The sequence below is a fragment of the Tropicimonas sp. IMCC34043 genome, from assembly GCF_003390845.1.
Classification (GTDB): domain Bacteria; phylum Pseudomonadota; class Alphaproteobacteria; order Rhodobacterales; family Rhodobacteraceae; genus Tropicimonas.
Map to the genome: position 1 here is coordinate 211,373 of NZ_QMEK01000004.1, position 24,814 is coordinate 236,186.

A 24,814-nucleotide genomic window follows, 5' to 3' on the forward strand; every position below is an offset into this window, starting at 1 on the left:
GCGTCCGATTGTCGGACTGCGGATCGGACATGCCGCGGACGCGAGATCGGGGCAGGCGGAGGACTGCTCTGCAACCGCCGACGGTCAACAAAAAAGGGCCTGCGCAAGCAGGCCCCTTTGGAACTGGCGGATGGCGCGGGTTACTGCGGGATGTCGCCCGTCAGACCCTCGACATAGAAATTCATGCCGGCGAGCGTGCCGTCGTCCGCGATCTCGCCCTCGGCAAGCCATACCGATCCGTCCTGCTTGTTCAGCGGGCCGGTGAAGGGGTGATAGGCGCCGGTGGCGATCTCTTCCTTCAGTGCCTCGGCCTCGGCCTTGACGTCTTCGGGAACGGCCGACGAGATCTCGCCGATCCCCACCATGCCGGCGCCGATCCCGTCCCAGGTGTTGTCGCTGACCCAGGTGCCGTCGATCACCGCACCGACGCGCGAGATGTAGTAGGGCGCCCAGACGTCGATGATCGACGAGATCCGCGGCATCGGCGCGAATTCGGCCATGTCGGATGCCTGCCCGAAGGTATAGACGTTGCCGGCCTTCTGGGCGGCGGCCTGCGGCGCGGTCGAGTCGGTGTGCTGCAGGATCACGTCGGCGCCCTGTTCGATCAGCGCCTGCGCGGCGTCGCTTTCCTTGGCGGGATCGAACCAGGTATAGGCCCAGATCACCGAGAACTGGATGTCGGGGTTGACCTTCTTGGCGGCGATATAGGACGAGTTGATGCCGCGGATGACCTCGGGGATCGGGAACGAGGCGATATAGCCGACCTTGTTGGTCTTGGTCATCTTGCCGGCAAGATAGCCCTGCACGGCGCGACCCTCATAGAAGCGGGCGGAATAGACGCCGACGTTTTCCGCGGTCTTGTAGCCGGTCGCGTGTTCGAACTTCACCTTCGGGAACTTCTTGGCGACGTTGATCGTCGGATCCATGTAGCCGAAAGAAGTGGTGAAGATGATGTTGGCCCCCGACAGTGCCATCTGGGTCAGCACCCGTTCGGCGTCCGCACCTTCGGGCACGCTTTCCTGTTCGATCAACTCGACCTTGTCACCATAGTAGTCGGCCATCTCCATCGCGGCCTCGTGGTGGTGCTGGCTCCAGCCGCCATCGTTCTTTGGCCCGACATAGATGAAGCCGACCTTGACCGGGCCGTTCTGGGCCATCGCCGCCGAGGCCAGGCCGACGACCGCTGCCGTGGCAAGGAGGAAGGTTCTTCTGAGCATTTTGGTCTCCCGTTGGTAAATCTGAACTCGTTCAGGTGGTGGCGTGAAAGCTCTGGCCAAGGGTTGCAGGGGCGCCAATGGAGGCCCGGCTGCGACCGGATATGATGACCAGAACGAAGATGGTGATGAGGTAGGGTGACATGGCCAGATACTCGACCGGCACCTTCAGGCCCGCGGCCTGCAGGTTCAGTTGCAGAACCGTCAGCCCGCCGAACAGATAGGCGCCGATCAGCACCCGCCACGGCCGCCACGAGGCAAAGACGACAAGCGCGAGCGCGATCCAGCCCGCCCCCGCGGTCATCCCTTGGGTCCATTGCGGCACCCGCACAAGGCTGAGATAGGCGCCGCCAAGCCCCGCGCAGGCGCCGCCGAAAGCGATCGCCATCAACCGGATGCGCACGACCTTGTAGCCGAGCGCATGGGCGGCATCGTGGTTTTCGCCGACCGCGCGCAGGATCAGTCCGCCGCGGGTCCGGGTCAGGAACAGCCAGACCCCGGCGACCAGCAGCAGCGAGATATAGACCATGGCGTCGTGCTGAAACAGCACCGGCCCCAGCACCGGGATGTCAGCGAGCGGCCCGAGGTTCAGATCCTCGACCCGGATCCCCTGCACCCCGACAAAGCTCTGCCCGATCAGCGCCGAGAACCCGAGGCCGAAGAGCGTCAGCGCAAGGCCGGTCGCAACCTGGTTCGACAGCAGGAACTGGGTCAGAAACCCGAACAGCATCGACATCGCCGCCCCGCCGAGGGCAGCCGCCAGATAACCGAGCGTCGCACTGCCGGTCTGGGTGGCGACGGCAAAGCCGCAGATTGCGCCAGTGATCATCATTCCCTCGACCCCGAGGTTCAGAACGCCCGCGCGTTCTGTCACCAGCTCGCCAATACCGGCAAGCAGGATCGGGGTTGCGGCGACCATAAGGGACGCAAGAAGCAGAAGCCAGTTGATCGAAGACAGGTCCATCAGGCGTGGCCCTCCCGGCCGATCTTGATACGAAAGTTCGAAAGCACGTCGACGCCGAGCAGGAAGAACAGCAGCATCCCCTGGAACGCCTGGATCGCAGCAGATGGCAGGCCCAGCATGAACGATGCAAGCTCGCCGCCGATATAGGTCAGTGCCATCAGCAGGCCCGCCAGCAGGATGCCGATCGGGTTCAGCCGGCCGAGGAAGGCGACAATGATCGCGGTAAAGCCATAGCCGGTGTTGAACGAGGTGGTGATTTGGCCCGCCGGCCCCGTGACCTCGAAGATCCCGGCCAGACCCGCCAGCGCGCCGCCAAAGCCGAGGCAGAAGATCACCAGCCGCGCCGGGCTGACCCCGCCGAACCGCGCCGCCCGCGGCGATTGTCCGGCAAGCCGGATGTGATAGCCCATCAGATGCCGCGACAGCAGGATATAGCCGAAGATCACCGCGATGATGGCCGCGACCACGCCCCAGTGCATGCCCGAATTCGGAAACAGCTCGGGGTTCGAGGCGGCCGGATAGCCCTGGAAGTTGCGCGAACCGGGAAAGCCGCCGCCCTCGGGGTTGCGCAGCGGCCCCAGCGCCATGGCGGCCATCAGCTTTTCGGCGACATAGACCAGCAAAAGCGACACCAGGATCTCGTTGGTGCCGAACACCACCTTCAGGACCGCCGGGATCATCGCCCAGAGAAACCCGCCAAATGCGCCCGCGATCACCATCGCAGGAAAGATCATCCAACTGTCCGAGGGATACATCGCGAGCCCGACCGCGGCGCCGAAGATCGCGCCCATGATGTATTGCCCTTCGGCGCCGATGTTCCAGATTCCGGCGCGAAAGCCCATGGCAAGCCCGACCGCGATCAGGATCAGCGGCCCCGCCTTGACCAGAAGCTGCGGCCGCGAATAGGCGGCGAACTGAGGGTTGAACAGCGGGTCGTAGAAGATGATCTTGATCGCTGCCACCGGGTCCTTGCCCAGCAGCGCGAACATCAGCCCGCCTGCCAGCATGGTCAGCAGCACCGCCAGAACCGGTGTCGCCCAGGTCCAAGCCTGCGACGGCGTGGGGCGTTTTTCCAGCCGTATCACAGGCGGCCCTCCTCATAGGTTTCCCGGATATCCTCGGCCTCGTCGGTGTCGGCCACATCCATGTCGTGCGCGCCCCCCAGCATCAGGCCGATCTGTTCCATGGTCAGCCCTTCGGTCGACCGCGGCGCCGACAGTTTGCCGGCGTTGAGTGCGGCAAAACGGTCCGAAACCTCAAGGATCTCGTCCAGATCCTGACTGATGACGATCACCGCCGCACCCTGGGCCGCCAGATCCAGCAGCGCCTGGCGGATCGAGGCGGCAGCCGCCGCATCGACGCCCCAGGTCGGCTGGTTCACCACCAGCACCGAAGGATCCTGCAGCACCTCGCGACCGATCACGAATTTCTGCAGGTTGCCGCCCGACAGCGCCCGCGCGGCCACGAACGGCCCCGGTGTGCGCACGTCGAAATCCGCGATGATCTCCTCGGCGAAGTCCTTTGCCTTGCCCCAGCGCACGAACCCGCCCTCGGCCAGCTTCCTGCGGTGCCAGCCCGACAGCACGGCGTTTTCCACCAGCGTCATGTCGGGGGCGGCGGCATGGCCCAGCCGCTCCTCGGGCGCGCTCAGCATTCCCAGAGCGCGCCGGGCGTTGGGGCCAAGATGGCCGACCGCATTTCCCTGAAATCGCACCGTCTCGGACGAGCCCAGCGTCTCGCCCGACAGCGCGCTCAGCAACTCGTCCTGACCGTTGCCGGCAACCCCGCCGATGCCGAGGATCTCGCCGGCCCGCACCTCGAACCCGACGTTCTGCAGCCTCGTGCCGAATTCCTCGACATGTTCGCTGGTCAGCCCGGCAACCTGCAGTACCACCTTGCCAGGCGCGCTGCGGCTGCGTTCGGGACGGTGCAATGCCTGCCCCACCATCAGTTCCGCGAGTTCCGAGGCCGAGCGTTCGCGCGGGTTGCAGGACCCCACGACCTTGCCGCGCCGCAGGATCGTCGCGCCGTCGCAGAGCGCGCGGATCTCCTCGAGCTTGTGCGAGATATAAAGGATCGAGGTGCCCTCGGCCTTCAGCTTGTTCAGCGTCGCAAACAGGATCTCGACCTCCTGCGGCGTCAGCACGCTGGTCGGTTCGTCCATGATCAGCAGCTTCGGGTCCTGCAGCAGGCAGCGCACGATCTCGACCCGCTGGCGTTCGCCGGCCGACAGATCGCCGACCATCCGCCGCGGATCGAGCGGCAGGCCATAGGCGTGACTGACCTCGCGGATCTCGCGCGACAGCTGGGTCGGCTTCGGCGGGTTCTCCATTCCGAGCCCGACATTCTCGGCCACGGTCAGTGCCTCGAACAGCGAGAAATGCTGGAACACCATGGCGACGCCCGCGGCCCGCGCGGCCCGCGGCTCGGCCGGGGTATAGGGCGTACCGTTCAGGATCATGGTGCCGGTGTCGGGCTTGACGAGGCCATAGATCATCTTGACCAGCGTCGACTTTCCGGCGCCGTTCTCGCCCAGAAGGGCGTGCACTTCGCCGCGACCGATGGAGAACGAGACATCGTCATTGGCGACGACCCCGGGATAGGCCTTGGTCAGGCCCTGCAAGGTAAGGAGATCGGTCAAGCGCTGCGCTCCAATGCGGAGGTGTTTCGGGAACGGGCGGCGGAAAGAAGGCGGGCGGCAACCCCGATCGCGATCGCCTGCGGATGCTTGCCAAAGGACGGATCGCCGATCGGGCAGGCGATGCGGGCGATCTCGGCCTCGCTATGGCCAAGCTGGCCGAGGCGTTTGCGAAACCGTGCCCATTTGGTCGCAGACCCGATCAGGCCGGCCGAGGCAAAGCCGTGGCCCAGCAGCGCGTGGCAGAGGGCGAAGTCGATTTCGTGGGAATAGGTCAGGATCAGGTGGTGCGCCTGCACCGGTGCATGCGGAATGGCCCGCACCGGATCGACCGCGACCAGAAGGTCGACGCCCAGGGGCGGTGCCTCGGGGAAACGGTCAGGGGCGGTATCGACCCAGGTCACCTGCCAGTCGGGCAGCGGGGCGAAGACATCGGCGATGGCCCGCCCGACATGGCCCGCGCCATGCAGCCAGAGCGCATTCGACCGTCGCGCGAGCGGCTCGACCAGCCAGCCCGAGACAAGCCGCGTGACCGGCCCGGCCGAGCCGTTGCGGACTGCGGCAAGCAGACGGCGCAGCGCAAACGGCGCCCGCTGCGCGGCATCGGCCGCCGCTGTCACAGCGCCCGGCCCGACCGGCCGCAAGACATGGCCCGCGATGGCCGCGCCCGCGATCCCGGCCAGCCGGTCTGCGTCGAGCACCTCGCTCACCAGCGTCACCGCCCCGCCGCAGCACTGGCCGAGGGCCGGCCCCAGCGGCAGCCGCGCAACGGTGCCACCGCCCTCGGCCAGCAACAGCCGTGCCCGTTCGCTCGCCAGCCACTCCAGCGCTCCGCCACCGATCGTGCCCGACTGCCCGCCCTGCCAGACCAGCATCGACGCCCCGGCCTCACGCGGGGCCGATCCGACCGCCTCGGCCACAACGACCCGCACCACACGCCCATGTGCAGCGATGGCCTGACGGATCTGATCGTGATCGAAACTCATCCCTGCACCCGCGTGACCGCCATCAGCACCCGCTCGGCGGTCGCTGGCGCGTCGAGCGCGGGATAGGCGGGCCCACAGGCTGCCACCGCGTCCGACAGCGCCATCAATGCCGAAATGCCCAACATCAAAGGCGGTTCGCCGACAGCCTTCGAGCGATAGATCGTGTCTTCTCGGTTCGCTCTATCCCATAGCGCCACGTTAAACACCTCGGGCCGGTCGCCGCAGGCCGGGATCTTGTAGGTCGAGGGCGCATGGGTCCTGAGCCGTCCCGAACCGTCCCAGACCAGTTCCTCGGTGGTCAGCCAGCCAGCCCCCTGAACATAGCCGCCCTCGATCTGGCCGATGTCGAGCGCGGGGTTCAGCGAGGTTCCCGCGTCATGCAGGATGTCGCAGCGCAGGATCCGGTTCTCGCCCGTCAGGGTGTCGATTGCGACTTCGGTCACGGCCGCGCCATAGGCGAAATAGAAGAACGGCCGACCGGATCCGGCGATCCGGTCCCAGGCGAGTTTTGGCGTCTTGTAGAACCCGGCGGCGCTCAGGCTGATCCGGGCCTGATAGGCCATCTCGACCGCCGTCTCGAAGGGCAGGGACTCGCCGCCGATCTCGACGCGGTCGCCCTCGAAGCGGACCGCGGCCGGCTTGGCCTGATAGCGTTCGGCAAGGAATGCAGCGATCCGGTCGCGGATCTGGTCGCAGGCGGCCTTCACCGCCATCCCGTTCATGTCCGATCCCGACGAGGCCGCGGTGGCCGAGGTGTTCGGAACCTTCCCGGTGTCGGTCGCGGTGATCTTCACCCGCCCGATATCGACGCCAAAACGGCTCGCCGCGACCTGCGCCACCTTCTGGAACAGGCCCTGGCCCATCTCGGTGCCGCCATGGTTCAGGTGGATCGAGCCGTCGTGATAGACATGCACGAGCGCACCCGCCTGGTTCAGATGCGTGAGCGTGAAGGAAATGCCGAACTTGACCGGGGTCAGGGCGATGCCGCGTTTGACCACCCCGTTGGTGGCGTTCCACGCGGCAATTGCAGCCCGGCGCGCACGATACTCCGAGGTTTCGACCAGCTCGGCCACCAGCCCATGCAGGCAGAAATCCTCGACTTCCATGCCATAGGGGGTGGTCTGCACCGGCGGCTTCTTCTGTTTCGAAATATCCTCGGGGGGGCTCGCCTCCGGCGAGCGGGGGGCAGACAGCCCCCCTCCGTCCTCGGCCCCGGGCGCCTCGGCATAGAAATTCGCCACCCGCACGTCGAGCGGATCGCGCCCCGTCACATGGGCGATGTGGTCCATCACCCGTTCGATGCCGACCATGCCCTGCGGTCCGCCAAAGCCGCGGAAGGCGGTCGCGGACTGCATGTTGGTGCGCAGCCGGTGCGAGGTGATGCGCACATCGGTCAGCAGATAGGCGTTGTCGGCATGCAGCATTGCCCGGTCCGCGACCGGCAGCGACAGATCGAGCGACCAGCCGCAGCGCATGTAATGGTCAAAGGCGATGCCAAGGATCCGGCCGCCGTCGTCGATTCCGACGCGATAATCGACGCGGATGTCGTGGCGCTTGCCGGTGACCATCATGTCGTCGTCGCGGTCATAGCGCATCTTGCAGGCCCGGCCGGTCCGGCGCGCGGCAATGGCACAGGCGATGGCCAGCGCAGTGCCCTGGCTCTCCTTGCCGCCAAAGGCGCCGCCCATGCGCCGGATCTCGACCCGAACCGCGTTCATGGGCAGCCCGAGCGCCTCGGCCACCTTGTGCTGGATCTCGCTCGGGTGCTGGGTCGAGCAGACCACGACCATGTCGCCGCCTTCCTGCGGCAGCGCAAGCGAGGCCTGACCCTCGAGATAGAAATGCTCCTGTCCGCCGACCTCGATACTGCCCTCGATCACCCGGGATGCTGTCGCGATGGCCGCTTCGGGATCGCCGCGCTGATAGATCCGCGGCCCGTCCTCGAACCGCCAGTCGGCGGCAAGCGCCTCCTCGACGCTCAGGATCGGTGTGCGCTCGGTCTTCGTCACCTTCCCCAGCCGCGCCGCCTTGCGGGCGGCGATATGGCTCTTTGCCACCACCAGAAACAGCGGCTGGCCGAGATAATGGACTTCGCCGGTGCTCAGCAGTTCCTCGTGAAACGCAGGCGTCGTCGAGATATCGTTGTGGCCCGGCAGGTCGGCTGCTGTCAGAACGGCGACGACACCGGGCGCCGCACGCACCGCATCGAGATCCATCTCCGCGACGGTACCGGCGGCAAAATCCGACAATCCGAAGGCAAGGTGCAGACAGCCGGCGGGAACCGGAATGTCGTCGACATAGCGCGCCTCGCCGGTGACGTGCAGGCGCGCGGAATCATGGGGCAGGGGGCGGGCGACGCTCACGGATGCACCTCGCGGACGTTGGTGACAGCGCCGGACGTTTCGGCAAAATAGCGCCGCAGAAGGTTCTGCGCCGCCAGCAGCCGGTAGCCGGCCGAGCCGCGCATGTCGGAAAGCGGCGTGAAGTCCTGCGCAAAGGCAGGCAGGGCCGCGGCGACGGTTTCGTCGGTCCAGGGCTTGCCGGTCAGGGCCGCCTCGACCGCGCTGGCGCGGGCCGGAATGCCTGCCATGCCGCCAAATGCGATCCGTGCCGAGGCGACGGTGCCGGCCTCGATCGTCAGGTTGAAGCAGCCGCAGACCGCAGAGATGTCCTGATCGAAGCGTTTCGAGATCTTGTAGCAGGCAAGGCCCGGGGCCTGCGCGGGGAAACTGACGGCCTCGACAAATTCGCCCGGGCGCCGGTCCTGACGCCCGTATTCGAGGAAAAAGGATTCAAGCGGCAGGCTGCGGCGGTCGTCGCCCCGGCGCAGGTGCAGTATGGCGCCAAGCGCGATCAGCGCCGGAGGGCTGTCGCCAATCGGCGAGCCGTTGGCGATATTGCCGCCGATCGTGGCCATGTTGCGGATCTGGACCGAGGCAAAGCGGGTCAGAAAATCGGCCAGCACCGGATGCGGCGCTCGCATCGCCTCGAGCATCCGGGAAATCGTGACGCCGGCGCCGAGGCGGATTTCCTCGGGCCCGATGTCGATGGTCTGCAGATCGGCGCATCCATGCAGGAACGCGACCTGTCCCAGATCGCGCAGCCCCTTGGTCACCTGCAGCCCCAGATCGGTGCCGCCGGCAAAGAGCCGCGCCCCGGAGTGTTCGAGATACCAGGCGGCGAGTTGGTCCGAGGAACGGGGCAGGAAGACTGCAGCGTCGGAAGCGGAGGGGACCGTTGCAGGGGGGCTGTCAGCCCCCCGCTCGCCTGTGGCGAGCCCCCCCGAGGATATTTCCGAACAGAAGAAATCGTCAGGCTCGTTCATCCAGTCCGGAACGGGGAGCGCAGCCGCGGCCTCGGCGGCGCGGACAATCGGGGTATATCCGGTGCAACGGCAGAGATTTCCGGCAAGCTGATCATCGTGATCCTTGCGGCCGGTCATGTGGGCGGCCGCGAGCGCCACGGTGATGCCCGGGGTGCAGAAGCCGCACTGGCTGCCGTGGTGCTCGATCATCGCCTGTTGCACGGGATGCAGCGCGCCATCCGGGCCCGAGAGTCCCTCGACCGTGCGCACGGCCTTGCCCTGAAGCTGCGGCAGCGGCACGAGGCAGGCGTTGATCGCCCGCGTGCCGTGTTCGGCATCGCTGAGAAGCACCGTACAGGCGCCGCAATCGCCTTCGTTGCAGCCTTCCTTGGTTCCGGTCAGGCCGCGATCTTCGCGCAGCCAGTCGAGAAGCATCTGCGATGCCGTCCCGTTCACCTGTATCGTTTCGCCATTGAGGCGGAAGGTAATCTCCATCCCGTCACCGGCCGCGGTACCCTGTTGGCGATGCAGCCGGCGCGCTCGATGCGGCGTAGAGGCGCGCGGTGCCCAGTTGCCCGGTCACAAAAGCCAAAGGTTACTGCCGTGGCAAGCGGCATGCGTCCGGCGCAGGCCACGCCGGCGCCGCTCTATCTGGCGCCGATGAAACGAGCAGAGTTCGGCGGGCTTTGGCCGAAAAACAGGCATATGCATTTTGTGGCAGGCGCGCGGGATTCGAGTCAATCCCGTTTCACCGCAGCGAGGCGACGGTTAAGATCGTACGATGAACAAAGATCCCCGATTCATCCACCTTCGCCTTCACACCGAATATTCGCTTCTTGAAGGCGCGGTTCGGGTCAAGAAACTTCCGGGGCTTGTGGCCGGGATGGGCATGCCGGCGGTTGCCGTGACCGACACCGACAACATGTTCGGCGCGCTCGAATTCTCGGTGACGGCCACCGCCAACGGGGTCCAGCCGATCCTCGGCTGTCAGGTCAGTCTTGGCTACGAGCCGACCCTGCCCGGGCAGAAGCCGGTTCCGCCGGCGCCGATCGTCCTGCTGGCGCAGGACGATGCCGGTTATGGCAATCTGCTGAAGCTGAATTCGTGCCTTTATTTGCGCGGTGACGGCCAGCTGCCGCATGTGACGCCCGAGGATATCGAACGGCATGCCGCCGGGCTGATCTGTCTGACGGGCGGTCCGGACGGCCCGCTTGGCCGGTTGGTGCGCGCGGGGCATCCCGAAACCGCCGAGATCTTGCTGGCGCGGTTGTCCGCGGCGTTTGCGGACAGGCTTTATGTCGAGTTGCAGCGCCATCCCGGCGAAGACGGGCTTCCCGGGGCCGAGGTGCAGACCGAACGGTTCTTTGTCGAGACCGCCTATGCACGGGGCCTGCCGCTGGTTGCCACCAACGACGTCTATTTCCCCGATTCCTCGTATTACGAGGCGCATGACGCGTTGATCTGCATTGCCGAGGGCGCCTATGTCGACCAGCAGCAGCCGCGCCGGCGGCTGACGCCGCAGCACTATCTGAAAACGCCCGAAGAAATGGCGACGCTGTTTGCCGATCTGCCCGAGGCGCTGGAAAACACGGTCGAGATCGCGCGGCGCTGCGCGGTCATGGCCGAAAGGCGCAAGCCGATCCTGCCGACCTTTGCCGAGAACGAGGTGGCCGAGTTGCGCCGGCAGGCCCATGAGGGGCTGGCCGAGCGGCTGAAGGTCATTCCCCATGCCGCCCCGGTCGAGGAATATGAGGCACGGCTGGAATTTGAGCTTGGGATCATCGAGTCGATGGGGTTCCCGGGCTATTTCCTGATCGTTGCAGATTTCATCAAATGGGCCAAGGCGCAGGGTATTCCGGTCGGGCCCGGGCGGGGGTCTGGTGCGGGCAGTCTGGTTGCCTATGCGCTGACCATCACCAACCTCGATCCGCTGCGCTACAGCCTGCTGTTCGAGCGGTTCCTGAACCCCGAGCGGGTGTCGATGCCCGACTTCGACATCGACTTCTGCATGGATCGCCGGGAAGAGGTGATCCACTACGTTCAGGGAAAATACGGCAAGGACAAGGTGGGCCAGATCATCACCTTCGGCGCGCTGTTGTCGAAGGCTGCGGTGCGCGACGTCGGTCGCGTGCTGCAGATGCCTTTCGGTCAGGTCGACCGGCTGTCCAAGATGATCCCGGTCGAGGGCGTGAAGCCGGTGTCGATCGAGAAGGCGCTGGCGACCGAAGAGCGTCTGCGCGAGGCCGCGAAATCCGAAGAGGTGGTGGACCGGCTGCTGACCTATGGCCAGAAGGTCGAGGGGTTGTTGCGCAACGCCTCGACCCATGCCGCGGGGGTGGTGATCGGCGACCGGCCGCTCGACGCGCTGGTGCCGCTTTACCAGGATCCGCGCTCGGACATGCCGGCAACCCAGTTCAACATGAAATGGGTCGAACAGGCAGGGCTGGTGAAGTTCGACTTTCTCGGGCTGAAGACGCTGACGGTGATCCAGAACGCGATCGACCTGCTGCGGGCGCGCGGGGTCGAGATCGACATCGACCACATTCCGCTCGACGATCCGAAAGCCTATGAGCTTTACGCCACGGCGAAGACCGTCGCGGTGTTCCAGGTGGAAAGCTCGGGCATGATGGATGCGCTGCGCCGGATGAAGCCGACCTGTATCGAGGACATCGTGGCGTTGGTGGCGCTCTATCGTCCGGGCCCGATGGAGAACATCCCGACCTATTGCGAGGTCAAGAACGGGCTGCGCGAGATTACCTCGATCCACCCGACCATCGACCACATCCTGAAGGAAACCCAAGGGATCATCGTCTATCAGGAACAGGTGATGCAGATCGCTCAGGTGATGGGGGGCTACAGCCTTGGCGGCGCCGACCTGTTGCGCCGCGCCATGGGCAAGAAGATCGCCGAAGAGATGGCCAAGGAGCGCCCGAAATTCGTCGAGGGCGCCAAGAAGACCCACGGCATCGATGCGAGGAAGGCGACCGAAGTCTTCGATCTGCTTGAAAAATTCGCCAATTATGGCTTCAACAAGTCCCACGCCGCTGCCTATGCCGTGGTCAGCTATCAGACGGCCTGGCTGAAGGCCAACCATCCGGTCGAGTTCATGGCCGCGGTCATGAACTGCGACATCCACCTGACCGAAAAGCTTGCGGTCTATGCAGAGGAAGTCCGCCGGGGTCTGGGGATCGAGATCGTGCCGCCCTGCGTCAACCGCTCGATCACCTCGTTCGGGGTCGAGGATGGCAAGATCCTGTATGCCTTGGCCGCACTGAAAAATGTCGGGGCCGAGGCGATGCGGCTGATCGTCGAGGCGCGCGGCCAGACCCCGTTCGTCAGCCTGTTCGATTTCGCCCGCCGGGTCGATCTGAAGCATGTCGGAAAGCGGCCGCTCGAGATGCTGGCGCGCTCGGGAGCCTTCGACGTGCTCGACCGCAACCGTCACCGGGTGCTGAAATCGCTCGATGCGCTGGTGGCCTGGTCGGCGGCCGTGCATGACCAGCGCGGTTCGAACCAGGTGTCGCTGTTCGGGGAATCGGGCGACGACCTGCCCGAGCCGCGGCTGCCGGAGATGCCAGACTGGTTGCCGAACGAACGGCTGGCCGAGGAACACGCCGCCATCGGATTTTACCTGTCGGGTCATCCGCTGGACGACTACATGGGGATGCTGCGGCGCCGCGATGTGCTGACGCTTGCCCAGGTGACCGAGCGGGTCAAGAGCGGCCCCGCTGTGGTCAAGATGGCCGGGGCCGTTTCCGGACGGCAGGAGCGCAAGTCGGCCCGCGGCAACCGTTTCGCCTTTGTGCAGATGTCCGATCCGACCGGGCTTTATGAGGTCACGGTGTTTTCCGACACGCTGGAGAAGGCACGCGACATCCTTGAACCCGGGCAGAATGTCGTCATCACCGCCGAGGCGACCTTCGAAAGCGAACAGCTGAAGCTTTTGTGCAAGGGCGCGCGTCCGGTCGATGCCATCGCCGGTGGCAGCGCCGGGCGCGGGTCTGGCGGGTTTTGCCTGTTCCTCAATTCGGCGCAGGCGCTGCCGGTCGTCGAATCGATCCTGCGCCGAACCGTCGAGGCTGGCCCGGTTCGCCTGAAGGGGCTGATCCAGGTGACATTGCTCGATCCCGGCCTGCCGGGCGAGGTCGATATGGCGCTGGGCGAAGACCTGCCGATCAGCCCGCAGGTGCGTGGCGCGCTCAAGTCCGTGCCGGGGGTGGTGACGGTCGAGGATCTGGACGCCTGATGCCGAAATCGCCCTTGTGCCCCGATTGCCGAGGGCAGGCCGAGGCGATACGCGAGGGGTCCGGCGCCGCGGGCGCTGCGCCTGAATAAAGGAGGGGACGCCGATGATCCGATCCGCAGCCGGCCGCCTGGCAGGCGCGCTGCTGGTTCTTCTGCTGGCCCTGCCGGCGCCGGCGGACGAGGCGCGCGGCCTTGGCAAGCTGTTCCGAAAGCGCGCGCCCGCGGTCTCCGGGCAAGCCGCCGGGGATGAGACCGGGGGCGGGGTCGAGGACGAGGGCGGGCCGGTTGTCAAGGTTTGCGGGGTCAAGGGCAGGTCGCTTGGTCGCAAGGTGGCCGATGCGCCGGGCGGCTGGTCGCTTCATGATCCCGCGCCGGGCGCCATGTCGGTGCGCGCCTTTGCCATCACCGGCTTCAAGGACCGCTGCGCCCGCCAGATAACCGGCGCAGTCGCGGTCTTCGGGTCGAGCGAGCTTTACGAAGTTCTTCACTTCGGTACGCTCGGGCGGCGTCACAGGGAAGACCCGGTCGCGGTGGCCTATGCCAAGCTGCGCGCCGGGGCTTGCGGCACCGCAACCGGCCGCTGCCCGCCGCGCGGGCAGGCGGCCCTCAGCCGCAATGTCGTCTTCGTCACAATCTATCCCAGCGCCGGCAGCATCGAGCATATCGACCTGCTGCTGAGCCGCGGTCGGCTGCTGGCGATCACGCAGCGCTGACGCCTGGTCGCTCCGGCAGCGGCCTCAACCGACCTCGGCGCCGACCAGATCCGCAGGCGCCAGCATATAGGCCTTGCCGAAACCGCCGTTCAGAAACCCGCGGAGGATGGCAAACCGGACAAAGCCGAAATCGGGGAAATCGACATAGAGCCGGGCCTTCGGGTGGTCGCGCAGCCAGTCGGCGCGCAGTTCGGATAGCGTCGGATCCGCAGGTCCGACGAATTTCGCCACGCATTGCAGGGTCAATCGGGGATGGCTCAACGGATCTCCCCGTGGCCCCGGCTCGCCCAAAAGCAGCGAGGCGGCCGGATCGGCCGTCAGCGCCCCGGTGTGCTGCGCAAGCGTCGAAATCAAGGTGAGCGGCACGCCATCGCGCGCGGTCCCGATCGCCACCCGTGTGACCATCGGCGCGCCGGAACCGGGTTCGATCACACCGAGCGCGGCAAAGCGCGCGCCGGCGATCAGGCGGCGTGCAAGGGTGCGTGCCTCGGCGTCGGTGGGGCGGATCGGATCGGTCGGCTTGTCGGTCATTTGCTGCCTTGCGTCGCTCTTGTTTGCCGCTCAGGGTAGCGTGCAAGGGCAGGGGGACGAAAGGGGGGGGAATGGGACGGGCCATGCAGGGGGCGGCTGCCGATCGCTATGCGACGCAGTCGGCGCGCCACGTTTCTTCACCGGTTTACCTGACCTGAATCAAGGCGTTCTGCGCCGTCTTGGGCTAGTCTCATCTCACCAAGGAGAATCCGTCATGTACAAAAACGTTCTTGTTCCCGTTTCCTTCGAAGCTGACCGGAACGCACGCCAGGCGATGGTTATCGCCCAGTCCATCCGTGACCCGGACGGCAAGATCACCCTGCTTCATGTGATGGAACACCTGCCGCAATACGCCACCGAGTATCTGCCGCCCGACCATATCGACCGGGCGCGCGAAGATGTCGCCTCAGGTCTGTCGGCCTTGTCCGCGGGCGTCGACAACGCCGAGGTGGTGGTGGTCGAGGGGCATTCGGCCCGCACGATCCTCGACTATGCCGACGAAGTGGGGACCGACTGCATCGTGATTGCGTCGCACCGGCCCGGCATGCAGGACTATTTCCTTGGGTCGACCGCCGCCCGCGTGGTGCGTCATGCCAAATGCGCGGTTCACGTCGTCCGCTGAACCTGACGCTTGCGGTTTCCTCTGCCCGCCGTGACCGCTAGTCTGCGCCGCGACGGGCAATCCTGCCCGACCTTCCGATTGGCTGAAAGGGCGGCAATGCGCGGCACCGAAACGGACCTGCGGCAATTGATCGAGGGCGGCACCACCGCCCGGGGCGAGCCTGTGTCGAAGCTTGGCTATTTCTGCGCACCGTTCCGGCCCGCGGCGGGCCCTTTTGCAGACGATGTGATCAAGGTCTATCGCTCGCGCGCCAGCGCGGCCGAGCTTGATCGGCTGGCCATCGCCCATGCGGCCTATGTTGCTGCGATCCGCGACAGTGGCGTGACATTGCCCGAGACCCACTTCCTGCTGCTGGAAACCGAAGGCGCCCGGGTGCCGGTCGTCGTGCAGGCGGCGCTGCCGCCCGAAAGCATGATGCGCCCGCAGATGATCGCGGCCGACCTCGACGGAGCGCTGGCGCTGATGGAGGCCGCGGGCGAGGTCATTGCCACCTTCTGGGCTGCGGTCGCCGACCGCCCCGAACGCATCGGGTTTCACCCCTCGATCCGCAACCTTGCGGTGATCGACGGGCAGGGGATATTCTTCGACACCTTCCCGCCGCTGATCGGCTATTCGCGCGACGAGATGGGGCGGCTGCTGATCACCTATTCGGGCTCGGCACTGATGCGGATGGTGGGTCCGCTGCTGCGCGCGCGGGTGACCGGGATCCAGGACGAATGGTATTCACCGCCCGAGACCCTGATAGGGCTTGTCGGCAGTGCCTGCAGGCTGCGCCCCGAGGATGCCGCGGCCTTCCTTGACTGGGGGCGCGACTTTGCCGGCCGCCGCATGCAAGCCCATGCCGGGGCGATTATCGAGGGGCTCGCGCGTCCGCCGCGCCTGCCAGGGTACTGGACCGCAGCGCGCCGGCTGCTGGGCCTTGAAGGCCAGCCCAATATCTGAGCCCGATATCCGCGGTGGTGCGGATGGTTGATGTTTAGCTCCGGCACTATCTGCTTTAGGCTGGAGGCGGTTGAAGGGAGAGAGCCATGTTACAGATAGCCAGCGCGAATACCTGCCAGACCGTCATAACGACCTTCGAGATGACGCCCGGCACCTGTCAGGACCTTTTGGAGGAACTGACCGATGCCTACGACAACTTCATCTCGAAACAGCCCGGTTTCATCGCCGCCGGTCTGCACGTGAACGACGCCCAGACCCGGATCGCCAATTACTCGCAGTGGGAGCGGCGCGAGGATTTTCAGGCGACGCTGCGCAGCGAGGAAATGCGCCGCCGCAACCGCCGGATCCACGATCTTTGCCGCAGCTTCGAGCCGGTGATGTACGATGTCGTGGCAAGTTTCGGCTGAGCGCCAAGCTGTCTCATGGCGCCCGCGGCTGAGCAATGCCAGCATCGGCCCCCGGCCATCAAGGCTGTCTTCAACGGAGATCGACCATGTTCAAGAGGCTCCTCGTTCCTCTGGCTTTCGAGGAAGGCCACGACCCGACACCAGCGCTTGAGCTTGCGCAACGGCTTGCGGCCGATCAGCCCGAGATCGTCTTGCTGCATGTGGTCGAACCGGTGCCGCCCTATGCCATCCACTACATTCCCGAAGACCTTGTGGCCGCGACGCGCGATGGGGTGCGGGCCGAGCTTGACCGGCTTGCCGCCGGACTGACCGGCGGCCGGGGCGAGCTTGTCGAAGGCCACCCGGGGCGGGCGATCCTTGAGACGGCAGAGGCTTTGGGCACCGATTGCATCGTCATATCGGGCCATCGTCCGGGGGTGCAGGATTTTCTGCTCGGCAGCACCGCGGCCCATGTCGTCCGCCACGCCCCCTGCTCGGTCATGGTCTTGCGCTAGCAGGCCCCACGGCCGGCGTGCGCCACGGGGAATGTCGGCCGTTTCAGCACTTGGCGACTGACGCTGGAGAGAAGGCCGTTCTTTCGCCCTCTGATAGACACATCTGACCGGATTCGAGCCCGCTCAGCCAGACCGGGGTTCGGATCGCGACATATCCTTGGACTTTCCGGTCTGCTGCGCCATTTTCTTGGCCGCAGATGTCTTCTGCTGTGCCTTCGACGCAAGATGGTCACGCAGCAGGACCCAGCCCGTCAGCAAGAACACGGATATCGTCCCAGAGCCGATATAGACCAGAACGGCGTCCAGAATCCCGGCGCCGAGCACAAGCGACGCAATGGTGGTGCAGATCGCAATCAGCGTTGATGCAAGCAAAATTCCCACGGTTCTTCCCAGATGTGGTTAGCGGGAGCAAACTGCTCGAATACCTGAATTGGGCGCCAACAACCTACTCACGCTGCACCGACTACGATGTGGTTCGCGAAGTAGCGAAAACGTTGCTAACACCAAATTCTCAAGTGTCTGCAACCTATAGTTGAATTGCCTATCGCGTTGCTTTGCCGCGTACAACAGCTTTTCGCGGAGCTTTGTCTTCTACAACGTTTTTTTTCCCGAGAGGGGATTTTCGGAACCAAAGAGGAATGGCCGCGACGCGTGATTGGGTGCCAGGCCGGACTTAATCGCCTTGGTATCGGGCTGACCCGCGGCCGCGACGAACCTGTCGACGGCCACCCGGGGCAGAAGATACTTGAGATGGCTATGGTTTTGGGCGCCGATTGCAGCGTCATATCGGGCCACCGTCCAGACGTGCAGGATTTTCTGCCATGCAGCACCGCGTGCCATGTCGTCCGCCGCGCCCCTGTTCGGTCATGGTTCTGCGTTAGCCGGCCTTGCGGCTTATGTGTGTCGCGCACGCTGTCGGACGTTTCAGCATTTGATGCCTGACGCTCTCGCGAAGATTGTTCGCGTGTTCTTCGTCGAACCCCAGCGGACCGGGTATCGGATGGCTTGGACAGACCAGGCCCGGATTACGGCACGGCCTTGGACTTTCCTTACGGGAACAATTCAATCGTGGACGATCGGCAGGAACATGAGCTTTGACGCCAAGTCCCGTTTCTTCGTTTTCGGCTGTGCTGTCGAAGCAATATGGTCGCGCAGCAGCACCCAGCCCAACAGCGCAAAGACAGCAGTTGTCCCGGAGCCAATATAGACGAGGACAGCAATCAGAATTCCGCTGTCCAACAAAACGGCAACAATCGTTGCGCAGATCGCGACAAGCGTCGCGGCAAACAAGATACCCACAGTAGGCTCCACTCCATTTCTTTCCGTCGGAAAGCTGTCTTAAAACATAAACTCATATGACAAAAAGTCGCATGAGACGCTTCCCGTCCTTTTCTCGCCGCTCGATGGTAATCCGTTCGCCATTCAGTTCGGAATATGCGAACATAACAGCCCTGCTTCATTCAACATGAGCAGATTGATCTTAAACCGTGATCGGTCTGTTGCTGTACATTCAACGAATAGCACGGGAATTTGTTCCCCTCAATCGACATTTCAAGCAAGTTCTGTTCACCAGATAAAGGTTGAGCGGGAAATAATATCATACAAACAATGAGATACGGCTACCGTGAAATTACGGTGGATGACGCGGAGACGACCGCCAGAACACTTCCCAAGGCACTCAGGCAGTCATTCGACCGGGGATTCCGCTGTGCGGCCACGCGTGAGTCGCGATGTCGCATCGATCAGCCGTTGCGAGGTGGCGGGATGTGGTCCCATGCCGTCACTGCCGATCCCGAGGTCTGGTGGATGCAATCTCGCCTGCGGGTCAGAACTGAGTCCATACCCCGAACTTCACACCAAGCGAATCGTCATTCTCGATCCCGTAGAGAAACGCGCTTTCGAGGCTCAGATGCGGACCGAAATTTCGGACATAGGTTGGCACGACGCGGGTGAAGCCCGGGTTTTCGCCCAACTTGCCACTTTGCATCTGGATATAGATCAGCCGCTTGTCGTCGGGCTTGACGCCAAAGGTACTGTCGACCTTGTAGAGCACGTCCTCGGTGCCGGCGAGGGATTCGACCCGGGCGTTGACGTCGGCCCAGCCATCAATGCCGAAGGTCGAGAACCCGCGGCCCCACAGGAACGCCGCCCGGGTGACTGTGTCGGTCTCGCCGGTATAGGACCGGCCATTGCCGAGGCCAAGCTCCACCGCATACTGGCTGGACCAGTCGCGGGGGCCGACAGTGGCGCGTACGAACCAGATGTTGGCACCCGACTCCTCCTCGGGACGTCGATGGCTGTCGACCCCGACGGTCACGCGATCGGTCACCCCGTATTCGGCAAAGAACGTCAGCTCCTCGGTGGTCGTCAGCTGCGGCGCCTCGACAAAGGTCTCCTGCAGCGCATCGTAATAGCCCAGAAGATCGCCCCAGCTGGACCACGCGACCGAGGCGAAGAAATGCCCCTTTCCGCGCGGCCATGGACCAGCCGCCGCTTCGGAGGCGGCGGTTGCCAGACCGGCAGAGATAACGATGAGTCCCACCACCCTAATCATGTGATAAGGTTTTGGTCAGCAGGGTTAAAATCTGGTTTACAATGCCGGCTTTCCGGACCGGCTGCGGCGTCGATGCGTGCTCAGGACGGGCGCGCTTCGCAGGGCGTGCCGCGCAGGATGATCCAGCCCGCCAGGGCAAGGCAACAGCAGAACCCCGTGCCGACATAGATCCCGGCCGCCAGCAGCAAGCCAGCGCCCGCCGCAATCGCCAAGGATGCGGCGCAGATCGCGACGCAGGTTGACGCAAGCAATATACCCATGGGGGCCTTCCCTTCCGGCAGAGACGAACGAAACAGGTTGAACACTCGTTTCGGGCTTCACCCGGGCACGTGGTCCCCTTCGGGGCGTGCGGTCAGCGACCTGGGCCGCTGTCGTCACGAGACACGCCTTTATCGTCTTGCGAGTCTTGCCAAGGGGTTAATTTCGGTTAGCAGTCGTTCAGCAAGGTTGGCAATTCGTTACTGCAACTTCATGGTCACCGGGCAATGTGACGCGGCAAATCAGGAGGGACCCATGGCCGTACAGACCCTTCCGGGCTTTCTCGTCATCGGCCTCGTGGCCGGCTGGCTGGCAAGCTTTGTCGTCGGCGGCGGCGGGCTGGTGACTTACCTGCTTTCAGGCGTGATCGGTGCTTTCGTCGGCCCCATGGTCCTCAGGTTCGCCAAGCTCGAATTCCAACTCGGTGGCCCCCTGATCACCCAGATCCTTGTCTCGGCAATCGGCGCGATTATCGTCGTGCTGCTGGCCCGCGTGATCGCGTGACCTGCAGGCCGCGCCGTTGCAAGGCGGCCGCGCAGCGCTGACCGGGCCTCCACGGGTCCGGGACGCTGACCGAACCAGTCCGGTTCGCGACCGGGCGCCGATGACGCCGCCCGGTCGACGGATCACTCCATGACGATCAACAGATCCTTGGCGTCGATCTGGGCGCCGGGCTGGACGTGAACTGCGGCGATGGTGCCGTCGCGCTCGGCCGAGAGGCCGGTTTCCATCTTCATCGCCTCGATTGTCAGAAGCAGATCGCCCGCGGCAACCTTCTGGCCCGCGTGCACCGCGACCGAGGCGACCACGCCCGGCATCGGCGCACCGATCTGTTTCGGGTTGCCGGTATCGACTTTGGGCCGTTCGGCCACACCGTTCTTGGCCTTGCGGTCGCGGATGCGGATCGTGCGCGGTTCGCCGTTGAGTTCGAAGAAGACCTTGACGATACCCTCGTCGTTCAGCTCCGAAACCGCCTGCATCCGGATGTCGAGCGTCTTGCCGGGCTCGATCTTTGGCGTGATCTCCTCGCCGGGTTCCATGCCATAGAAGAACGTGTCGGTGGGCAACAGCCGCACCGGCCCGTATTCCTCGTGCCGGCCCATGTAATCGGTGAAGACCTTGGGATACATGAGATAGCCGTTCAGATCCTCGTCATCTATCGGGATCCCGCCGAGGTCCTGCGACAGCTTGCTGCGTGCGGCCTCCAGATCGACCGCGGGCAGGGCGGCGCCGGGGCGGTCGGTGGAAAAGCTCTCGCCCTTCAGGATCTTGGCCTGCAGCGCCTTGGGCCAGCCGCCCGGCGGCTGGCCAAGGCTGCCGCGCATCATGTCGACAACCGAGTCGGGGAACGAGACCTCGCGCGCCGGGTCCTCGACATCGGCCGGGGTCAGGTTCTGGCTGACCATCATCAGCGCCATGTCCCCCACGACCTTCGACGAGGGCGTCACCTTGACGATGTCGCCGAACATCCGGTTGACCTCGGAATAGGCGCGGGCGACCTCGTGCCAGCGCTCCTCCAGACCCATCGAACGCGCCTGCGCCTTGAGGTTGGTGAACTGGCCCCCCGGCATTTCATGCAGATAGACCTCGGAGGCAGGCGCCTGAAGACCGCTTTCAAAGCCGCGGTAGTGGGTGCGAACCGTCTCGAAATAGTTCGAGATCTGGCGGATCGCGCTGATGTCCAATCCGGTGTCGCGGGGACTGCGCGCCAGGGCCTCGACGATGGTGCCGAGCGTCGCCTGCGAGGTGTTGCCCGACAGGCTGTCCATGGCGCAGTCGGCCGCATCGACCCCGGCATCGGCGGCGGCAAGGATCGTTGCGCAGGCGATGCCCGCGGTGTCGTGGGTGTGAAGGTGAATCGGCAGGCCGACCTCTTCCTTCAGCGCCTTGATCAGCACCGTGGCTGCGGCGGGCTTCAGCAGCCCGGCCATGTCCTTCAGCCCGAGGATATGGGCGCCCGCGGCCTCGAGGTCGCGTGCCATGGCGACATAATACTTGAGGTCGTACTTGGCGCGGTCGGGATTTAGGATGTCGCCGGTATAGCAGACGGTCCCTTCACAGATCTTGCCGCTGTCGACCACCGCGTCCATGGCGACGCGCATGTTCTCGACCCAGTTCAGGCTGTCGAAGACGCGGAAGATGTCGACGCCCGATTTCGCGGCCTGCGCGACAAAGCTCTGCACCACATTGTCGGGATAGTTGGTGTAGCCGACGCCGTTCGAGGCGCGGAGCAGCATCTGGGTCAGCAGGTTCGGCATCGCCTCGCGCAGCTCGCGCAGGCGCTGCCAAGGGCATTCCTGCAAGAAGCGATAGGCAACGTCAAAGGTCGCCCCGCCCCAGCATTCGACCGAAAACAGCTGTGGCAGGTTGGCCGCATAGGCGGGGGCGACATTGATCATGTCGATCGAGCGCATCCGCGTGGCTAGCAGCGACTGATGGCCGTCGCGCATGGCGGTATCGGTGATCAGCAGCCGCTTCTGGTCCAGCATCCAGCGTGCCACGCCTTCGGGGCCCTGGTCCTGAAGGATCTGGCGGGTGCCGGCGGGCGGAACATCAGTGCGCGCCGCGGGCGGCTTCGGATGGCGGATGTCGGCGGGCGGACGCGGCCTGCCGGCGGTCTCGGGGTGGCCGTTCACGGTGATCTCGCCGATATAGCGCAAAAGCTTGGTCGCCCGGTCCTTGCGTGGCGGAAAATGGAACAGCTCCGGCGTCTCGTCGATGAACTTCGTGTGGTATTCGTTCGACAGGAACTTCGGGTGCTTCAGCAGGTTCTCGACGAAGGCAATGTTGGTGGCGACACCGCGGATGCGGAATTCGCGCAGTGCGCGGTCCATGCGGGCAATCGCGGCCTCGGGCGTCGGCGCCCAGGCGGTGACCTTTTCGAGAAGCGAGTCGTAATAGCGGGTGATGACGGCGCCGGAATAGGCGGTGCCGCCGTCAAGCCGGATGCCCATGCCAGTTGCCCCGCGATAGGCGGTCAGCCGGCCATAGTCGGGGATGAAATTGTTGCGCGGATCCTCGGTGGTGATCCGGCATTGCAGGGCGTGACCCGAAAGCTCGACATCGTACTGGCTGGCGATGCCGGTCGCCTCGACCAGACTCTTGCCTTCGGCGATCAGGATCTGGGCGCGGACGATGTCGATGCCCGTAACCTCCTCGGTCACGGTATGTTCGACCTGCACCCGCGGATTGACCTCGATGAAATAGAACTCGCCCGAGTCCATATCCATCAGGAATTCGACGGTACCGGCGCATTCATAGTTCACATGCTCGCAGATCTTCTTGCCGAGATTGCAGATCTGTTCCCGCTGGGCGGCCGACAGATAGGGCGCGGGCGCGCGTTCGACCACCTTCTGGTTGCGGCGCTGGACGGAACAGTCGCGTTCCCAAAGATGATAGATATGGCCCTGCTTGTCGCCGAGGATCTGCACCTCGACGTGACGCGCGCGGGTGATCATCTTTTCCAGATAGCCCTCGCCGTTGCCGAAGGCCGCTTCGGCCTCGCGCCGCCCTTCCAGCACCTTTTCGGGCAGTTCCTTTTCGGACAGGATCGGCCGCATGCCGCGCCCGCCGCCGCCCCAGGAGGCCTTGAGCATCAACGGATAGCCGACCTCGGCGGCCTGGCGCCTGATCAGCTCCATGTCGTCGCCCAGCACGTCCGTCGCGGGGATCACCGGCACGCCGGCCTCGATCGCCACGCGCCGCGCGCTGGCCTTGTCGCCAAGCTCGCGCATGGTCTGGGCGCGGGGGCCGATGAAAGCGATGCCAGCCGCTTCGCAGGCGTCGACAAAGGCGGGGTTCTCGGACAGCAGGCCATAGCCCGGGTGGATCGCATCGGCGCCGCATTCGCGGGCAACGCGGATCATCTCGTCGATGGAAAGATAGGCCGCGACCGGTCCCATCCCCTCGCCGATCCGGTAGGATTCGTCCGCCTTGAACCGGTGGAGCGACAGCTTGTCCTCTTCGGCATAGACCGCGACGGTGCGCTTTTGCAGTTCGGCCGCGGCGCGCATGATGCGGATGGCGATCTCGCCCCGGTTGGCAATGAGGATCTTCTTGAACTCGGCCATTCGGTCCCCTTCTGGCAGGCATGTCTGTCGTTGTGACGAAACAGAACGGTATGCTGCGACGCGGCGCAAGGGGAATTCTGCAAAACAAACAAGCCACGTGACGGCATTTGCAAAATTTGCACCCGGCGATTCTGGGCCGAGCGGTTCCGCAAATCCGGTCGGGTCGGCGCGTGGCGCGGATCGTCGCGCCGCGCGCCTGCAGCGGTCAGGCGGCGCGCTCGGCGGCCGCGCTGTCGAGCAGCGCCATGAACTGCATCATCCAGGCCGGGTGGGCGGGCCAGGCCGGCGCGGTCACAAGGTTGCCGTCGGTCACGGCCGCGGTCACCTCGATATCGGCATAGGTTCCGCCGGCCGCCGCAACCTCGGGCGCGCAGGCCGGATAGGCCGAGCAACGACGGCCCTTCAGCACGCCGGCCGCGGCCAGAAGCTGGGCACCGTGGCAGATTGCGGCCACCGGCTTGTCTGCGTCAAAGAAGTGGCGGACGCGGTTCAGCACCTCGGGGTCGAGCCGCAGGTACTCCGGCGCCCGGCCGCCCGGGATGACCAGCGCGTCGTAATCGGCTGCGGCAATTTCGGCAAAGGTGGCGTTGAGGGCAAAATTGTGCCCGGGCTTTTCGGAATAGGTCTGGTCGCCCTCGAAATCGTGGATCGCTGTCTTCACGGTCTCGCCCGCGGCCTTGCCCGGGCAGACCGCGTGTACCTCGTGGCCGCAGGCCAGCAGGGTCTGGAACGGGACCATGGTCTCGTAGTCTTCGGTGAAATCCCCGGTAATCATAAGAATCTTCGCCATACTGTCCTCCTCTGACTTTGGCGCTGCCAGTATAGCGTGGGCCGCGCGCAGGGCAGGGGAATTCTGCGCCCCTGGCACGGGC

The 24,814-nt window shown here is 65.0% G+C and carries 22 protein-coding genes; 7 read left to right on the plus strand and 15 right to left on the minus strand.

The genetic code is table 11. From position 1 onward, the window contains the following. Window positions 1-140: 140 nt before the first annotated feature. From DQG17_RS15705 to xdhA, 7 genes are read right to left on the minus strand one after another with little or no spacing between them, the layout of a single operon-like run. Window positions 141-1,217 (minus strand): BMP family ABC transporter substrate-binding protein, encoded by a 1,077-nt coding sequence (locus DQG17_RS15705; RefSeq protein WP_116133802.1) that lies wholly within the window; start codon window positions 1,215-1,217, stop codon window positions 141-143. A 31-nt stretch (window positions 1,218-1,248) separates the two neighbouring features. Further along, window positions 1,249-2,178, minus strand: coding sequence for an ABC transporter permease (locus DQG17_RS15710; protein ID WP_116133803.1), 930 nt, complete (start codon window positions 2,176-2,178; stop codon window positions 1,249-1,251). Further along, complete coding sequence (locus tag DQG17_RS15715; protein ID WP_116133804.1) at window positions 2,178-3,263, minus strand: ABC transporter permease; 1,086 nt, start codon at window positions 3,261-3,263, stop codon at window positions 2,178-2,180. The genes DQG17_RS15710 and DQG17_RS15715 overlap by 1 nt, the downstream gene beginning before the upstream one ends. After that, a complete protein-coding gene (locus DQG17_RS15720; RefSeq protein WP_116133805.1) occupies window positions 3,260-4,819 on the minus strand; it encodes an ABC transporter ATP-binding protein in 1,560 nt (519 codons plus the stop codon). The genes DQG17_RS15715 and DQG17_RS15720 overlap by 4 nt, the downstream gene beginning before the upstream one ends. After that, entirely contained in the window at window positions 4,816-5,802 is a 987-nt protein-coding gene (xdhC, locus tag DQG17_RS15725) for a xanthine dehydrogenase accessory protein XdhC (RefSeq protein WP_116133806.1), read from the minus strand. The genes DQG17_RS15720 and xdhC overlap by 4 nt, the downstream gene beginning before the upstream one ends. After that, a complete protein-coding gene (xdhB, locus tag DQG17_RS15730; protein ID WP_116133807.1) occupies window positions 5,799-8,165 on the minus strand; it encodes a xanthine dehydrogenase molybdopterin binding subunit in 2,367 nt (788 codons plus the stop codon). Before xdhB ends, xdhC begins: the two co-directional genes overlap by 4 nt. Further along, on the minus strand, window positions 8,162-9,601 hold the full coding sequence (xdhA, locus tag DQG17_RS15735; RefSeq protein WP_116133808.1) for a xanthine dehydrogenase small subunit: 1,440 nt from the start codon (window positions 9,599-9,601) through the stop codon (window positions 8,162-8,164). The genes xdhB and xdhA overlap by 4 nt, the downstream gene beginning before the upstream one ends. A 286-nt stretch (window positions 9,602-9,887) precedes the next feature. Here xdhA and dnaE point away from each other — a divergent pair, with 286 nt between their 5' ends. Together dnaE and DQG17_RS15745 are read left to right on the plus strand one after the other, a co-directional pair. After that, entirely contained in the window at window positions 9,888-13,352 is a 3,465-nt protein-coding gene (gene dnaE / locus DQG17_RS15740; protein WP_116133809.1) for a DNA polymerase III subunit alpha, read from the plus strand. Between the two features lie 103 nt (window positions 13,353-13,455). Then, a complete protein-coding gene (locus DQG17_RS15745; RefSeq protein WP_116133810.1) occupies window positions 13,456-14,064 on the plus strand; it encodes a hypothetical protein in 609 nt (202 codons plus the stop codon). Between the two features lie 24 nt (window positions 14,065-14,088). Here DQG17_RS15745 and DQG17_RS15750 read toward each other — a convergent pair whose 3' ends face one another. Next, on the minus strand, window positions 14,089-14,595 hold the full coding sequence (locus DQG17_RS15750) for a HugZ family protein (RefSeq protein WP_116133811.1): 507 nt from the start codon (window positions 14,593-14,595) through the stop codon (window positions 14,089-14,091). Window positions 14,596-14,809: 214 nt separating this feature from the next. On the opposite strand from DQG17_RS15750, the gene DQG17_RS15755 reads away from it, so the two are divergent. The 4 genes from DQG17_RS15755 to DQG17_RS15770 all read left to right on the plus strand — a co-directional run bounded on the left by DQG17_RS15755 (window position 14,810) and on the right by DQG17_RS15770 (window position 17,060). Further along, entirely contained in the window at window positions 14,810-15,217 is a 408-nt protein-coding gene (locus tag DQG17_RS15755) for a universal stress protein (RefSeq protein WP_116133812.1), read from the plus strand. A gap of 96 nt (window positions 15,218-15,313) precedes the next feature. Next, window positions 15,314-16,159 carry a DUF6206 family protein gene (locus DQG17_RS15760; protein ID WP_116133813.1) on the plus strand — a complete coding sequence of 282 codons (846 nt, stop codon included), beginning with the start codon at window positions 15,314-15,316 and terminating at the stop codon, window positions 16,157-16,159. Between the two features lie 86 nt (window positions 16,160-16,245). After that, window positions 16,246-16,566, plus strand: coding sequence for an antibiotic biosynthesis monooxygenase (locus DQG17_RS15765; protein WP_116133814.1), 321 nt, complete (start codon window positions 16,246-16,248; stop codon window positions 16,564-16,566). A gap of 86 nt (window positions 16,567-16,652) precedes the next feature. Then, window positions 16,653-17,060, plus strand: coding sequence for a universal stress protein (locus DQG17_RS15770; protein WP_116133815.1), 408 nt, complete (start codon window positions 16,653-16,655; stop codon window positions 17,058-17,060). Between the two features lie 123 nt (window positions 17,061-17,183). Here the strand turns inward: DQG17_RS15770 and DQG17_RS15775 are convergent, their stop codons facing one another. The 5 genes from DQG17_RS15775 to DQG17_RS15795 all read right to left on the minus strand — a co-directional run bounded on the left by DQG17_RS15775 (window position 17,184) and on the right by DQG17_RS15795 (window position 19,874). After that, window positions 17,184-17,441 carry a hypothetical protein gene (locus DQG17_RS15775; RefSeq protein ID WP_157973634.1) on the minus strand — a complete coding sequence of 86 codons (258 nt, stop codon included), beginning with the start codon at window positions 17,439-17,441 and terminating at the stop codon, window positions 17,184-17,186. Between the two features lie 210 nt (window positions 17,442-17,651). Then, a complete protein-coding gene (locus DQG17_RS15780; RefSeq protein WP_116133817.1) occupies window positions 17,652-17,900 on the minus strand; it encodes a hypothetical protein in 249 nt (82 codons plus the stop codon). Between the two features lie 222 nt (window positions 17,901-18,122). After that, complete coding sequence (locus tag DQG17_RS15785) at window positions 18,123-18,359, minus strand: hypothetical protein (RefSeq protein WP_157973635.1); 237 nt, start codon at window positions 18,357-18,359, stop codon at window positions 18,123-18,125. A gap of 526 nt (window positions 18,360-18,885) precedes the next feature. Next, window positions 18,886-19,602 (minus strand): hypothetical protein, encoded by a 717-nt coding sequence (locus DQG17_RS15790; RefSeq protein WP_116133819.1) that lies wholly within the window; start codon window positions 19,600-19,602, stop codon window positions 18,886-18,888. 92 nt (window positions 19,603-19,694) lie between these two features. Beyond that, window positions 19,695-19,874: a hypothetical protein gene (locus tag DQG17_RS15795; protein ID WP_116133820.1), complete on the minus strand. Its 180-nt coding sequence runs from the start codon at window positions 19,872-19,874 to the stop codon at window positions 19,695-19,697. Window positions 19,875-20,127: 253 nt separating this feature from the next. Here DQG17_RS15795 and DQG17_RS15800 point away from each other — a divergent pair, with 253 nt between their 5' ends. Then, entirely contained in the window at window positions 20,128-20,376 is a 249-nt protein-coding gene (locus DQG17_RS15800) for a GlsB/YeaQ/YmgE family stress response membrane protein (RefSeq protein WP_116133821.1), read from the plus strand. A gap of 122 nt (window positions 20,377-20,498) precedes the next feature. On the opposite strand, the gene DQG17_RS15805 is transcribed toward DQG17_RS15800, so the two are convergent. Together DQG17_RS15805 and DQG17_RS15810 are read right to left on the minus strand one after the other, a co-directional pair. Then, window positions 20,499-23,942, minus strand: a complete 3,444-nt coding sequence (locus tag DQG17_RS15805) for a pyruvate carboxylase (RefSeq protein ID WP_116133822.1) — start codon at window positions 23,940-23,942, stop codon at window positions 20,499-20,501. 205 nt (window positions 23,943-24,147) lie between these two features. Beyond that, window positions 24,148-24,732 carry a DJ-1/PfpI family protein gene (locus DQG17_RS15810; RefSeq protein WP_116133823.1) on the minus strand — a complete coding sequence of 195 codons (585 nt, stop codon included), beginning with the start codon at window positions 24,730-24,732 and terminating at the stop codon, window positions 24,148-24,150. Between the last annotated feature and the right edge of the window lie 82 nt (window positions 24,733-24,814).

Excerpts from the sequence above, each read along its gene's own strand:
- DQG17_RS15705 (WP_116133802.1), bottom strand. The coding sequence starts at position 1,217 with ATGCTCAGAAGAACCTTCCTCCTTGCCACGGCAGCGGTCGTCGGCCTG.
- DQG17_RS15710 (WP_116133803.1), bottom strand. The coding sequence starts at position 2,178 with ATGGACCTGTCTTCGATCAACTGGCTTCTGCTTCTTGCGTCCCTTATG.
- xdhC (WP_116133806.1), bottom strand. The coding sequence starts at position 5,802 with ATGAGTTTCGATCACGATCAGATCCGTCAGGCCATCGCTGCACATGGG.
- xdhA (WP_116133808.1), bottom strand. The coding sequence starts at position 9,601 with ATGGAGATTACCTTCCGCCTCAATGGCGAAACGATACAGGTGAACGGG.
- dnaE (WP_116133809.1), top strand. The coding sequence starts at position 9,888 with ATGAACAAAGATCCCCGATTCATCCACCTTCGCCTTCACACCGAATAT.
- DQG17_RS15745 (WP_116133810.1), top strand. The coding sequence starts at position 13,456 with ATGATCCGATCCGCAGCCGGCCGCCTGGCAGGCGCGCTGCTGGTTCTT.
- DQG17_RS15750 (WP_116133811.1), bottom strand. The coding sequence starts at position 14,595 with ATGACCGACAAGCCGACCGATCCGATCCGCCCCACCGACGCCGAGGCA.
- DQG17_RS15755 (WP_116133812.1), top strand. The coding sequence starts at position 14,810 with ATGTACAAAAACGTTCTTGTTCCCGTTTCCTTCGAAGCTGACCGGAAC.
- DQG17_RS15760 (WP_116133813.1), top strand. The coding sequence starts at position 15,314 with ATGCGCGGCACCGAAACGGACCTGCGGCAATTGATCGAGGGCGGCACC.
- DQG17_RS15765 (WP_116133814.1), top strand. The coding sequence starts at position 16,246 with ATGTTACAGATAGCCAGCGCGAATACCTGCCAGACCGTCATAACGACC.
- DQG17_RS15770 (WP_116133815.1), top strand. The coding sequence starts at position 16,653 with ATGTTCAAGAGGCTCCTCGTTCCTCTGGCTTTCGAGGAAGGCCACGAC.
- DQG17_RS15780 (WP_116133817.1), bottom strand. The coding sequence starts at position 17,900 with ATGGCACGCGGTGCTGCATGGCAGAAAATCCTGCACGTCTGGACGGTG.
- DQG17_RS15795 (WP_116133820.1), bottom strand. The coding sequence starts at position 19,874 with ATGGGTATATTGCTTGCGTCAACCTGCGTCGCGATCTGCGCCGCATCC.
- DQG17_RS15800 (WP_116133821.1), top strand. The coding sequence starts at position 20,128 with ATGGCCGTACAGACCCTTCCGGGCTTTCTCGTCATCGGCCTCGTGGCC.
- DQG17_RS15805 (WP_116133822.1), bottom strand. The coding sequence starts at position 23,942 with ATGGCCGAGTTCAAGAAGATCCTCATTGCCAACCGGGGCGAGATCGCC.
- DQG17_RS15810 (WP_116133823.1), bottom strand. The coding sequence starts at position 24,732 with ATGGCGAAGATTCTTATGATTACCGGGGATTTCACCGAAGACTACGAG.